General features: G+C 68.4%; 14 protein-coding genes and 2 pseudogenes. 7 read left to right on the top strand and 9 right to left on the bottom strand.

The window, feature by feature from the left end:
- Nucleotides 1-212 precede the first annotated feature (212 nt).
- The gene (locus tag SMIR_RS06005) at nt 213-1,169 is read right to left on the bottom strand and encodes a PDR/VanB family oxidoreductase (RefSeq protein WP_168497046.1); all 957 of its coding nucleotides are present in this window, start codon (nt 1,167-1,169) and stop codon (nt 213-215) included.
- A gap of 226 nt (nt 1,170-1,395) precedes the next feature.
- Between SMIR_RS06005 and SMIR_RS06010 the strand changes: the two genes are divergently transcribed.
- Nucleotides 1,396-2,601 (top strand): cytochrome P450, encoded by a 1,206-nt coding sequence (locus tag SMIR_RS06010; protein WP_168497044.1) that lies wholly within the window; start codon nt 1,396-1,398, stop codon nt 2,599-2,601.
- A 63-nt stretch (nt 2,602-2,664) separates the two neighbouring features.
- On the opposite strand, the gene SMIR_RS06015 is transcribed toward SMIR_RS06010, so the two are convergent.
- A complete protein-coding gene (locus SMIR_RS06015; RefSeq protein ID WP_168497042.1) occupies nt 2,665-3,402 on the bottom strand; it encodes an IclR family transcriptional regulator in 738 nt (245 codons plus the stop codon).
- 198 nt (nt 3,403-3,600) lie between these two features.
- Here SMIR_RS06015 and SMIR_RS43340 point away from each other — a divergent pair, with 198 nt between their 5' ends.
- The gene (locus SMIR_RS43340; protein ID WP_349636895.1) at nt 3,601-3,786 is read left to right on the top strand and encodes an ethanolamine ammonia-lyase light chain EutC; all 186 of its coding nucleotides are present in this window, start codon (nt 3,601-3,603) and stop codon (nt 3,784-3,786) included.
- A gap of 272 nt (nt 3,787-4,058) precedes the next feature.
- Here SMIR_RS43340 and SMIR_RS43345 read toward each other — a convergent pair whose 3' ends face one another.
- A complete protein-coding gene (locus tag SMIR_RS43345) occupies nt 4,059-4,283 on the bottom strand; it encodes a helix-turn-helix domain-containing protein (protein ID WP_168501374.1) in 225 nt (74 codons plus the stop codon).
- Nucleotides 4,246-4,425: a hypothetical protein gene (locus SMIR_RS06030; protein ID WP_168497038.1), complete on the bottom strand. Its 180-nt coding sequence runs from the start codon at nt 4,423-4,425 to the stop codon at nt 4,246-4,248. The genes SMIR_RS43345 and SMIR_RS06030 overlap by 38 nt, the downstream gene beginning before the upstream one ends.
- Before the next feature lie 123 nt (nt 4,426-4,548).
- On the opposite strand from SMIR_RS06030, the gene SMIR_RS06035 reads away from it, so the two are divergent.
- On the top strand, nt 4,549-5,757 hold the full coding sequence (locus tag SMIR_RS06035; protein WP_212726708.1) for a DDE-type integrase/transposase/recombinase: 1,209 nt from the start codon (nt 4,549-4,551) through the stop codon (nt 5,755-5,757).
- A 17-nt stretch (nt 5,758-5,774) separates the two neighbouring features.
- Here the strand turns inward: SMIR_RS06035 and SMIR_RS06040 are convergent, their stop codons facing one another.
- On the bottom strand, nt 5,775-6,026 hold the full coding sequence (locus tag SMIR_RS06040) for a hypothetical protein (RefSeq protein ID WP_248003205.1): 252 nt from the start codon (nt 6,024-6,026) through the stop codon (nt 5,775-5,777).
- 529 nt (nt 6,027-6,555) lie between these two features.
- Between SMIR_RS06040 and SMIR_RS06045 the strand changes: the two are divergent.
- A pseudogene (locus SMIR_RS06045) lies at nt 6,556-6,798 on the top strand (serine hydrolase); the annotation flags it as partial.
- Here the strand turns inward: SMIR_RS06045 and SMIR_RS43350 are convergent.
- Together SMIR_RS43350 and SMIR_RS43355 are read right to left on the bottom strand one after the other, a co-directional pair.
- Nucleotides 6,764-6,901 carry a hypothetical protein gene (locus SMIR_RS43350; RefSeq protein ID WP_249938378.1) on the bottom strand — a complete coding sequence of 46 codons (138 nt, stop codon included), beginning with the start codon at nt 6,899-6,901 and terminating at the stop codon, nt 6,764-6,766. The pseudogene SMIR_RS06045 and the gene SMIR_RS43350 overlap by 35 nt on opposite strands.
- Nucleotides 6,898-7,080: a hypothetical protein gene (locus SMIR_RS43355; protein ID WP_248003203.1), complete on the bottom strand. Its 183-nt coding sequence runs from the start codon at nt 7,078-7,080 to the stop codon at nt 6,898-6,900. The genes SMIR_RS43350 and SMIR_RS43355 overlap by 4 nt, the downstream gene beginning before the upstream one ends.
- A gap of 436 nt (nt 7,081-7,516) precedes the next feature.
- Between SMIR_RS43355 and SMIR_RS06055 the strand changes: the two genes are divergently transcribed.
- On the top strand, nt 7,517-9,610 hold the full coding sequence (locus SMIR_RS06055; RefSeq protein ID WP_212726709.1) for an SGNH/GDSL hydrolase family protein: 2,094 nt from the start codon (nt 7,517-7,519) through the stop codon (nt 9,608-9,610).
- A gap of 583 nt (nt 9,611-10,193) precedes the next feature.
- Here the strand turns inward: SMIR_RS06055 and SMIR_RS06060 are convergent.
- The gene (locus SMIR_RS06060) at nt 10,194-10,832 is read right to left on the bottom strand and encodes a TetR/AcrR family transcriptional regulator (protein WP_168497030.1); all 639 of its coding nucleotides are present in this window, start codon (nt 10,830-10,832) and stop codon (nt 10,194-10,196) included.
- A 49-nt stretch (nt 10,833-10,881) separates the two neighbouring features.
- Between SMIR_RS06060 and SMIR_RS44870 the strand changes: the two are divergent.
- Together SMIR_RS44870 and SMIR_RS06065 are read left to right on the top strand one after the other, a co-directional pair.
- Nucleotides 10,882-11,052, top strand: a pseudogene (locus SMIR_RS44870) (IS1634 family transposase); the annotation flags it as partial.
- Between the two features lie 237 nt (nt 11,053-11,289).
- Nucleotides 11,290-11,943, top strand: coding sequence for a nuclear transport factor 2 family protein (locus tag SMIR_RS06065; RefSeq protein WP_212726710.1), 654 nt, complete (start codon nt 11,290-11,292; stop codon nt 11,941-11,943).
- Nucleotides 11,944-12,106: 163 nt separating this feature from the next.
- Here SMIR_RS06065 and SMIR_RS06070 read toward each other — a convergent pair whose 3' ends face one another.
- Entirely contained in the window at nt 12,107-12,208 is a 102-nt protein-coding gene (locus SMIR_RS06070) for an FHA domain-containing protein (protein ID WP_168497026.1), read from the bottom strand.
- Nucleotides 12,209-12,285: the final 77 nt, after the last annotated feature.

Genomic DNA, 12,285 nt, shown 5'->3' on the forward strand with positions numbered 1-12,285 from the left:
GCTGCGGAGTAGTCGACCCACGGTCATCTCCCGCCTGGTGCGGCTCCCAGTGAAGCAAGATCGTGCCGTGCGCCCACCCGATGGTCCGGACCATGCGGTCGAGGACTGCAGCCGGCGCTGTTCTCGCCCGCCACCGGCAGGTCTGTCCCTCGTGACGCATGTGGCGGGCCCGAGCAGTTCCCGGGCGAAGGGCGGATCGGGTGCGCCCCAGGTCAGACGTCGAGAACCAGCCGGTCCCCCCGGCATCGGGAGACGCAGATCATCATGGTGTCCCCCGCCGCGCGTTCCTCGTCGCTGAGCACCTGGTCGCGGTGGTCCGGGACCCCCGCCAGCACCGCCGTCTCGCATGTCCCGCACGCGCCCTCACGGCATGAGCTGAGCGTGCGTATACCCGCCGCGGAAAGGGCGTCGAGGACAGACTGCTGAGCCCCGACCTCGATCTCCCGGCCATCGCGGGTCTCCACTGTGAAGGCCCGGTCGTCCTCGCGCGGGTACCCCTCCGCCGAGCCGGAGGTGAAGCGTTCGAGCGCCAGCCGGGCGCCCGGGCTCGCGGCGGCGTATTTCTCCACCGCCGCGAGCAGACCGGTCGGCCCACACGCGTACAGACACGCGTCCTCGGAGCCCAGGCGGTCCAGCTCGTCGGTGAGGTCGGCGATGCCCGACTCGTCGTCCCGGTGCAGCCGCACCTTCTCCCCGTACCGGGCGAGTTCCGCGGTGAACGCCATGGAACGCGCGCTGCGCCCCAGGTAAAGCAGCTTCCAGTCCTTGCCCGCCTCCTCTGCCGCCGCCGCCATCGGCAGGATCGGGGTGATGCCGATGCCGCCGGCGACGAAGACGTAGCGGTCCGCGGTGAGGTCCAGTGGGAAGGTGTTGCGGGGTGTGCCCACCAGGAGCGTGTCGCCCGGTCGGACACGGTCGTGGAGGTGAGCCGAGCCGCCGCGGCTCTCCGGTTCACGGAGGACCGCGATACGCCAGGTCGGTCCGTCCGGCGCCGAGGTCAGCGAGTACTGCCGGACCAGGTCACGGGACAGGATGACGTCGACATGCGCCCCGGGAGTCCACGCGGTCAGGGCGCGTCCCCCGCGTGCGGCCAGGACGAGGGAGACGACCCCCGCAGCCTCGGCCCTCACCTCCTCAACCGTGACGGTCACGAACTTCTGCGCTGGCATGGCTCCTCCGTATCCGAGTCCGCCGGGTCCCCGGCGGGTGCTCCGTGCTGCGCAGAATCGTGCGGAGCCCGGCCGGTGCACGGCAACAGCTGTTCTCACCAGGTGATAACGCCCATGTCTCGGCGATCGCCTGCCGTTCTACGGTTTCCGGCGTGAGGCAAAAGCTCGCGCCCCGCGAGCGCCGCCTTCGCACCTGAACTGCACAGATCGCACCCAAGGAGGCTTGATGACCGCCACGGCCGACGACGTCGTCGCGAACATCCCGGACGACCCCTACGACGACGCCAACCTCACCGACCCGTATCCGCTCTACGCGCGTATGCGCGACGCGGGCCCCGCGGTGTGGCTGGAGAAATATCAGGTCCATGCCTTCACGCGCTTCCAGCAGTGCCGGGAGATCCTGGCCGACCACGAGACGTTCATCTCCGGCGCCGGAGTCGGGCCGCGCAACTACCACCATCAGCCCCCGTGGCGCCCGGCAGGCATCCTTGACTCGGACCCACCCATGCACACGCCCCTGCGCACGGCGATGGCCGGGGTGATCACCCCGCGCAACGTCCGTGCCCTGCGCACCGTGTTCCAGGAGTACGCCGAGCGGCTGGTCGACGAGATCCTCGACAGGGGGGAGTTCGACGCGGTCACCGAGATGGCTGAGCTCTTCCCCGTCGAGGTCTTCGGCAACGCGGTCGGTATCCCCCGGGAGGGACGCGCGGAGAACCTGCTCCCGCACGGCGCCATGAACTTCTCGGCCTTCGGACCGGAGGATGCCCGACACGACGAGTACTTCGCCCAGGGTGAGGGGACGGTCGAGTGGGTGATGAGCAACTGCGCCCGGGAACGCCTGTCCCCGGGCGGGCTCGGCGCGAAGATCTGGGAGTACGCCGACGAGGGAGTGATCACCTCTGACGAGGCGACCCGGCTGGTGCGTGCCCTGTTGTCTGCGGGCGTGGACACCACAGTGTTCGCCATAGGCAACACCATGAAGTGTCTGGTCGCCAGTCCCGCCGAGTGGGCGAACCTGCACAAGAACCCCTCACTGGCGCGGTTCGCCATCGACGAGGCGCTGCGCCATGAGTCCCCGTTCCAGTCGTTCTTCCGCACCACTGCGCGCGAGGTCGATTTCCACGGCGTCCACCTCCCCGAAGACACGAAGATCGCACTGTTCATGGGCGCGGCCAACCGCGATCCACGCCGATTCGGCGACGCCGCCGACGAGTACCGCCTCGCCCGGGACGCCTCTGGGCACTTGGCCTTCGGCATGGGCATCCACCAGTGCGTGGGTCAGCCCATCTCCCGCCTGGAAATGGAGGTTCTCTTCACCGAGTTGGCACGCCGGGTCAGGGCAGTGGAGCCGGCCGGCGAGCCGGTGCCCTTCCTGCACAATTCGCTGCGCGGATGGAAACACCTGCCGGTGCGGGTCACCGCGGCCTGAGAGGAACCGGTCGGCACCTCGCAGGCGCGGACGGGTCGGGGCACGGCCCGGGCGGGGGACCGGTCACCGGATGGGGAGCGACGCCGCCCAGTGGTCCAGTTTCTCGGTCAGCCGGCTGCCGGCCGAACGCAGTTGGTTATGGGCATGTCGACGCCAAGCCGGGCCGCACCTGTTCTCAGGTCCCGCCACGGTCAGGGTGCACACCACTTCCCCGGCGGTCATCACCGGAACCGCCACCGCCACCGCGCCCTCGCTCAGTTCACCTCGCGTGACCAGGAAGCCGTTCGTGCGGACGCTTTCCATCTCCATGGCGAGCCTGATGCGGTCGGGGGTACGGGCGGTGACGGTCCGCATCGGCTGCTCCAGGACGTTGTCGATCACCTCGCGCGGTGCGTGGGCCAGCAGCAGCCTCTGGCCCGCGCCCGCGTACAACGGCAGCAGCTGGTTGATGCGGAAAGCCACACGCGTCGGATGCGCTGACTGGGTCTGCCGCAGGCACATCGCCTGCGACCTGACCCGGACCGCCAGTACGGCCGTTTCGCCGGTCGAGTCCGTCAGCCCCTGCAGCAGCGAGTGACCCAGCTCCACCAGGCGAGTGTGAGTCAGGTGCTGGCCGGACAGCTCCAGCAAACGCCAGCCGAGGACGTACGTGCCCGCGCGCTCCTCCACCAGGTCCAGTTCGCGCAGCGTGCGGAGGTACCGGTACACCGTACTCACCGGGATCCCGGCGTCGGCGGCGATCTCCTCGACCCGAGCCTCCCCGGATTCGGCGACGCTGATCAGCACGTTCAGGCCGCGCATGAACGATACTCCCGCACCCGTAGATGCGGCACTGTCGACACCACGGCGGACAATTCCGGCCAATGACTCCCCCTCGGGCCTGGGTTCGAGGCAGCGGGCACTTTACTGCCAGGGGGCGCCAGCGTAAACGGCCGCGTCCATGGACGCGATGGCGTCTATCGACGGGAAAACCTCAGTGAGGTTTTCCCGGCGACTTCGTTGATCAGCCGGCGGCCGGCTCCGTTGTTCCTCGCCGAGCTGGGCCGGGTCGCCCTCGGCACGTACCTCACCTTCGATCCGCGCCCCGGCCGTACGGACGCCGAACGCAACCGCGTCTCCAACATCCGCCCGCCGCTGGGCCTGTCCTGCAAAGAAGCCGCCCGCAAGCTCACCGACCTGATGTAACGGGCCCGCGGCCTGCGCCTCACCGGCGTGGATCTCGAAGATGAGTCGGATCGGGGCGACGGGGGGCGGCTCCACGTCGAGACGGACATCGGATAGCACGGTGTCGCCGGGCCATGCCATGCGCGTACCGGCGGATGTACCTGTGCGGCGCCCGGCCTTGGCCGCTGCCGCCCCTGTCCGTTCCGGTTGGCGGCCCGCCACCGGAGCGGAAGCCCCGCCGCGCCGCGAGGAGCCCGCGCTTCTGCCAGGGCGGGTGCAGCCGGGGCCCTGGGTCAGTTCTCCGGAAATTCGAGCAGGTCCGCGAGACAGGCCAGGTACATGGCGAACGCGTGTTTGGGTTCACGAACCTGGCGCCCCCGCAGCTCTTCGAGCTTGGCCAGCCGGTACAGCAGCGTGTTGCGGTGGACGTGCAGTTGCCGCGCTGTCCGGAGCAGGGCTCCTGGGAACCGATCAAGCTGTTCACCGGCGACGGCGGCGGCGTTCCTGTGCCGCGCGATGGCGCACTGGGTGCAGGAAGAGGGCCTGGGCCAGCTCGTTGGGGGTCTTCTGCCGGTTGGCGCCCTCGACCAGGGCGGCCCGGCAGCAGACCCCCGCCTGGCGGCTCGCGGGCTGGGAGCCCGGGGCCGGCCGGATCCTCACTCATCGGCCAGTCCTTCACCGACGCGGCGACGTACGCCCCGGTGACCTCCTCGCCGTCCCGGCGGCCGGGGCCAGGCTGGAAAGGAGCGCGGCCTGCGCCCTCCTATCTGCATACCTCTATGTGTGAGGAGGGGCAAGCGCCGGACCTACCGGCCCTGGATCCCCGAGCCGGGTCGGTGGCTGCAGTTCGACTGGGGAGAAGGGCCTCGCATCGACGGGCGCCGGACCTGGCTGTTCTGCGCGTGGCTGTCGTGGTCGCGCTTCCGAGTGGTCATCCCGGTCTGGGACTGCACCCCGGGCACGCTGGTCGCCTGCCTGGACACCGCATTGCGCCGGATCGGCGGGGCGCCGACCTACGTACTGACCGACAACGCCAAGACGGTCACCGTCGAGCACATCGCCGGGATCCCGGTCCGGCATCCGCAGATGGTCGCCGCAGGCCGGCACTGCGGTTGCCAAGTGGTCAGCTGCAGCTGCGTCCCCTACGACCCCGAGTCCAAAGGCGGTGCGGAGGCCACGGTCCGTATCGCGAAGGCCGACCTGGTGCCCACGGATGCGAACCTACTGCCCGCCTACGACACCGTCGCCGAGCTCGCGGACGCCTGCCTCACCTGGTGTGATGCGGTGAACTCGCGCCGCCACCTGGCGACCGGACAGATACCCGCCGACCGTCTCGACATCGAACGCACCACGCTGCACGTCCTCCCGCTGGACCCGCTGACACTTGCGCTGGGCGAGGAGCGGGTGGTCGGCTCGGACCGCACGATCAGCTTCAACGCGGTGCGCTACTCGACCCCGCCGGGCTGTACCGGCGCCCGGGTCTGGTGCCGGGTGGTCGGCGAGGAAGACTGTCCATCACCGCTCGCACCAACTCCGGCGATCTGTCGGAAATTTGGCGCCACCAGCTGCCGGTCCCAGGGGTTCCGCAGATCATCGATGCGCACTACCCCGACCACCCCGACGGCCGCGGCGTCCACCAACCGAGACTGCAGCCGCGCTCGGAAGCGGAGATCGCGTTCGTGGGCATCGGCTCGGGAGCAGGCCGCCGGCTCAAGGAGGCCGGACCCGCCGGCGCGGTCCGTATCCGCGCCAAGATGGCCCGTGCCGTCGAGCTCGCCACGGTCATGGGCTCCGACAGCGTCGATCAGGCTCTGGGGCTGGCCGCGACCGCCGGACGCTTCGCCGACGGCGACCTGCTCTCCATCCTGGAGCATCTCGCGGCGAACAGACCCGCCGGCGAGTTCGTACGCGCGGACGAGACGCACTCCGTCCAGAGCGGCACGATCGGCTGGCAGGCCCTGGGCCGACAGGCGGCGGCCCCAGGGCAGTTGAAGACCGGCCGATCGGGATCAGTCACCGATGAACCACAGATACAGGTGCAGCCCGCGCTCGACGACCTGGCACAACTCGCGGGCCTGCGCGACCCAGTCACCACCACAGGCCGCGGGAAGCCGGTCGAGTTCCGCCAGCAGCAGCGGCATCTGCCGCTGGTTGAACACCGCATCCCCATACGGAGTCAGAGCCCAGAGCATCGGGAAGTCCGCCGGGTCCAGGTCCGCGAAGTCAGCAGTCCACTCCACACCGGCCTTGGCGCGAGCCACGAAGTCTCCACTGTCACCACGCACCGCCATATTGATCACCCGCCGAGCCTATCGGCGCCCACCCCGACCAGCGAAGGAATATGCGACCGTGATGTTTCCCCAGGCCACGGCCCTGCCCGAGGAGCTGGACAGACTGATGCGCCGGATGCGCCTGCCCTATATGCGCAAAGCCGCCCCCGACGTGCTGGCCACCGCCCGCGCGCAGCGGATTCCGTCCGCTGGCGAGAAGGTGACGCTCCGACACCTCACGAGGAACTTTCCGCAGATCAGGGCATGCTTCTGGTGCGGTGGGCGGGACTCGAACCCACGGCCGACGAATTACGAGTCCTGGTGGGGGTGTGGGGGTGGTTCAGGACGATGCTTCCTTGGCGCCGCAGGCCCCAATCGAAGCTCCTCCTCCACCACCATTGTCTGAGCCTTTGACGGTGTCGGCTCGTCACAGGTTCCGTGCGTACGTTCCGCCCTCGTCAGACTCCCGTCGACGTTGGCGCCATGCCCTGAGTGCCCACATCACAAGCGCGGCACCTAACACCAGAACCCCAACACTGGGGGCTCGGCTTCGACATCCGTGACTCCAAGTCTCCGCACTGGACGGGGAGTTCGTCCTCGCCGCGGACGTTCGGGCACTTCGGGCAGTCGGGGACGTTCCTGTGGATCGGTCCGGAGGCGGGGGTGGCGGGCGCGGCCCTCACGGACCGGGCGTTCAGGCCGTGGACGGTCGAGGCGTGGACGCCCGTTCACGGATTCGGTGCTGGCGGAGGTGCGAGGCTGACGACGCCCTTGGCCAGCTCGTCCGGCGCCTTGGCCAGGCACTCGAACCACACCGTCTTCCCGCTTCCGTCCGGGCGCGGCGTCACGCCCCACCGATCGGTCACAGCCTCCACGACTCCGTCAGCGCCAGTTCGGCCGCGTCGGCCACCTCGAGGAGACCCGCTCCGGTGAGGTAGAGCCGCAGAATGCGGCGCAGGTGCCGGGCCGAGTGCTCGCCCAATGCAAACTCGGCACGATAGTCCGTATCGAAGTCCGTCGCCTGCGGACCAGTTGCCTGATTCACACCACCAGCCTGCAACGCCTTGAATGCGCTCGGCCACGCAACGAAACGAACGCCGCGAGGCGTTGCCGACTGCTGGCGCGTCTGGAGATCGCTGGGGGTCCAGGTCGTTCCGGGTGCTGTTTGTGCGCGGCCAGGGGTCGGGGAGGCGGGGCGGATCCGTAGCGGCCGGGCCCGCAACCTGGCCGCGCGCGGGGTCGGCCCCGAAGCCGACACAAAGCGTAAATAATCTTCCCAGGAAAAACAAAGGAATCACCCGCTCTGGAACGCATCTCGACTCACATGAGCTAAAAGCGGACTATAGGCGGGCTCTTGGCGATCAATTAGTGATGGACCGCGCACATACCGACCTCCAGAATGCACAGCGGCGCGGACCCACCGGGGGACCGCCTGAGCCCCGGGAAGGATCTCGACCTCCATGTCCGTCTTTCGCTTACCCATGCCTGCCTCCAGACGTCCCGCGTCAAGGCCGATCGCCGCCGTCATTGTCGTAGCCGCGGCCCTGGCTGCCGGGTCACTGACGACCACGGCGCCGGCCCACGCGGCGTCTGGCGACTCGGCTCAACCACCCCGTGCGACATCGCACAGCACTCGTTCCCAGTCCGCCGCCCAACTGACCTGTGCGATCAACGACACCACCGGCTGCCTGAACAACACCGCCACCAGCACCTTCACCACCACGACCAGCCCTGCCGACGCCGACGGTTCCGGCAACAGCTTCAACGCCGCCGACCTGACGAGCACAGCGGGCTGGCAGAGCGGCAAGACCGTGACCGTCGACGGCGCCACCATTACGCTGCCGAGGTTCGGCACCGGCACCTACGACAACATGCTGGCCTCCGGCCAGACCGTCACCGTGCCCAGCAGCGGCGCGGTCAACACCGGCGACGCCGTGGTCTTCCTCGCCTTCGCCACCGGGGCCGCAGCCAAGAGCGTCACCGGCACCATCACCTACGCCAAGAACAACTGCCTGAACTCCAACGGCGACCCCGCCGACCAGGACTATCGTCTGGACACCGTGCCGGACTGGCTCTCCGGCCCGTCCTCCGCGGCCTCGATCACCCTGGTCCACGAGAACCACAGCGACAACACCCAGACCAGCCCGAGCTCCGGCCCGAAGATCTACGCCATCAGCGTCCCGCTGGCCTGCCCCGGCTCGGTCATCAGCAGCGTCTCCCTGCCCCTGTTCACCAACGGCGTCCAGGCGGGCCAGCCCACCCCGCACATCCTCGGGCTGGGCATACGGCCGATGACCGTCACCGGCAGCGGATCCAGCGCCCAGCACTGGGTCGGCACCTGGGCCTCGGTCCAGGACACCGACAAGGTGCAGTTGTCCAACGACAGCACAGCCACCGTCAACGACCAGACCCTACGCATCCCGGCCCACGTCAGCATCGGCACCGACAGCGGAAACGGGGCGCGCATCCACCTGTCCAACGCGATGGGTGCCACCCCGGTGACCTTTGACGCGGCCTCCGTTGCCCTGCAGGACACCACCGCAGGCGGCGCCACAGCAGCCGCGGCACCCACAACGCTGACCTTCGACGGTTCCGCCTCCGTCACCATTCCCGCAGGTGGCGACGCCACGAGCGACCCAGTCACCCTGACCGTCCAACAGCAAGCAACCGTACTGGTCAGCTTGCAGGTGCACGGCTCGGTGTCCGCCATGCCCGGCCACTCTGTGGCCCGGACTCCCGTCTGGGTCAGTGACCCCGCCAACCGCACCGGTGACACTGCCGCCGCCCACTACATGCAGACCACCTACACCGGTCTGCCGTACCTCTCAGGCATCGACGTCACCACCTCCACCTCAAACCCCACCGGCTCACTGGTCCTCTACGGAGACCAGAGCGTCAACGGGGACACCGCAAGCGAAGACGGCCGGCATCACTTGAGCGATGCGATCACCAACGCCCTGGTCGACGATCCCCACGGGAACACCTCCGTGGACTACGGCGTGCTCAACGCGGGCACCAACAGCAATAGCCTGCTGCCGCAGATCACCAACAGCACCAATCTGCTCAACGCGCTCAACCCCCTGGACCGCAACGTGTTGGTCCAAGGCAACGTTCGCACCGTCCTCGTCTCCACCGGCGCCGCCGACCTGCTCAACTGCACCAGCAACGCCGACACCTGCGCCACCGACGTGGAGAACGGACTGGCCTCCCTCAAGACCCAGCTGAGCTCGTACTCCACCGACGACAGCCAGATCTACATCAACCAGCAGCCGATCACCCAGAACTCCAACATCACCGTCTATCTCGCCACCATCCCGCCGTTCACCGCCGCCCACCCCGGCACCGCGACCCAGGAGGCCGCCCGCAAGCAGGTCAACAACTACCTGCTCGACAATTACCCCGGCCAGCTCGTCGACTTCGCCGCAGCGGTCTCCACCGACGGCACCGGCACATCTTCGACCGTCAAGGCCGCCGACCTCTCGGACGGCAACCCTTCCGACGCGTACTACGCCGACCTCGCCGGCCGATACATCAACGACGTCGACTCCGGCGCACTCGTCTACCCGCCCAGCTGACCCCACTACCGGACCCAGGCCCCGCCGCTCCCACCAGGTGCGGCGGCGCCTGGCCCGTTCGTGGCGACCGACGCCAGTGTCCGCTGTTCTCCGTGAACACCAGGTGGCCGTCCTCACGGAAGATCGTGCCGCCCAGCACCGTGGTGAGTTGCCTGCGCGTCACGATCGTCTTCCTATCGGTTCCGCCTTCCAGGCGGATCGGGATCAGCAAGATTGATCACGACATCACACAGGCCCCAGGAGCTGGCTCTGAGCAGTCGCCGCGAGAGGCGTCGCCGTGAGTAGGCGCGGCCTCGATCGCGGACGCCGACGGAGCACCTGAGGCCGCTGGGGAGAATCTAGGCAGAGTCAGTCGCGCCCAGATCCCGGCGGCCTCATGCGATCGCGGGCGTTGACCTGCGAGAGACTCTCCGTGACCGAGGCGTATGTGTGCCGGAGCACGTGGAAGCCGTCCTTGCGGGAAACCCCCAGCGCTCGTCCTTCTTCCGCATCGGGATGACGCCGGCGGCCAGAGCCGGCTTCCGCACCTCGACGTTGACTCCACCAATTTCAGTGGTTTGGATTCCGGTGGCCTTTGGCCGGGTCAGCGGCCGACGGCGGCGTCCCCGCGGAACGCCCCGGCCACCACGGGGACCAGCTGCCGCTCGATCTGCTCGGCGGACATGGCGGCCAGCTCGGTGCCGATGGGTGCCAGCGCGAGCCAGTTCAGCAGGCCGGCCGCGCATCGCGTACGGAAGATCAGTTCCTGCTCGTCGACTCCGGGAAGGTTCGGTGTCAGCAGCCGGACGACCCCCCGGCGGCTCCGGTCGAACTTGCCGTCCAGCCGCTCCCACCCCTTGGGGGGTTCGATGCCGACCCGCGCCACGGTCCGCATCACGGCCAGGTCTTGTCCACCGGCCGCCAGCGCGCGCACCATCGGCCGGGCGAACGCTGTCGCCACCTCATGGAGTGTCGCGGTGGAGGCGAGGGAATCGAGTTCCAGGATCTTGTCGTCCAGGTACCGTTCCAGCGCGTGCTCGATCGCCGTGTCGCACAGCTTCTTCAGCGACCCGAAGTGGTAACTCACCGCGGCGACGTTGGCTCCGGCGCGATCCGTGATCTCGCGGAGTGTCACACCCTCCTGGCCTCGTTGCGCGAGCAACTCCAGGGCGGCCGTCTGCAGGCCGTCCCGCGTGCGCTGACCGGCCTCTCGGCGCAGGTCCGTCTTTTCCGCCCGTATCATGGCATATATTCAAGCAGCTGCTTGAGTACATTGTCAAACAGTCGCTTCACGGATCGGGGCCGAACTCGAGCGAATCCGATCCCGGCGCGAGCGCGATGCCAAGCGCGGCACCGGCGCCAAGGTCCGCGAGAAGGCGGAGGCCGCCCACGCGCGCGCCGAGTGCGCACTGATCGAACACCCCACCCCGAAGCGGCGGTTGAAGACCTCGAAGCCTCGAAGAGCGGACGGCCGGGTCACCGAAGGCCACACCGGATCACCGCCACAGAACCGACATGACCGGCCGCGAGACGGCCGCATGGACACACGCCTCCACGGCTGCGCGACCACACAATTCAAACATTGGCTTGACGTCTTACGCTGCCGTCCATAAGCTCAAGCGAGCGTTTGATTTACTAAGAGCGCGAGAGACCGATGCGACGGATCTCGGATCCTGAGAACAAACCTGGAGGAACACGACATGAAGCTGCTCAGCCGGAAGTCGATCACCGCCACGGCCGCGATAGCGATCCTGGGTGGTCTTTCCATCGCCGCTGCGCCGACACAGGCCGCAAGCCCCGCCCACGGCAGTGCGGCGGTCCACAGCAGTACGGCGGTCCACCCGGACCTGACTCCTGGCGAACTGGCGAAGCTGCCGCTCACGGACCGCCACCTGACCAAGCACGAGAGGGCCAATCTCGCAGTCGTCCTGCGCGCGTACCACGTGGCGGAGGGCAACAGCCTGGACGTCAACACGTTCGTCAACAGCTTCGCCAAGGACGGCGTCTTCAACGACATGGTCGCCGGACAGGCATATCGGGGCAAGGCGCTCGGTGACGTTCTGCCCTACATGGCCAACCTCTTCCCCGATGTTCACCGTGACCTCAAGCGCATCACCGTGAACGGCGACGTGGTCAGCATCGAGCTGTCGATCCAGGGCACGTTCGAGGGGCCGCTGCAGTCGCCGGCGGGCACCGTCAAGCCGACCGGCGCGAAGGTCGACGTGCCGACCGCCGACTTCTGGTACCTGCACAACGGCAAGGTCGAGAAGTTCAACTGCTTCGTCGGGTACTCGACCATGTACGCCCAGATGGGCGTGAACTTCGACTGGGCCTCGGCGGTCAACAAGCACTGAGTCGTTCTTTGGCGGGTGATGCCCGGCGCCACCGGCCGCGCATCACCCGCCGGGGCTTGGCTGCCGACGCGCCGACGCCAACCGGGCTGTGCGGCTTCCCTGGAGGTGAGGCGCGGTCACCTGGCACGGCGCGGCGCCCGTCCGAGTGCCTGACGTGCGACGTCTACTGACCCATGGTGCTCTCGTCACCTGGCTGCAGCAGTTGCGGCTCCACCTCCTCGCCGTTGACCAGCGTGCCCTTGCCGCTCTCACAGTCGTGCAGCACGTATCCCCGTCGGGTGAGGGACTGTCGTCTTTTCGATCTTGAGTCATGCGTGTCGAACGGGAGTCCCGATCGGGTGG

The sequence above is a fragment of the Streptomyces mirabilis genome (genome assembly GCF_018310535.1).
Classification (GTDB): domain Bacteria; phylum Actinomycetota; class Actinomycetes; order Streptomycetales; family Streptomycetaceae; genus Streptomyces.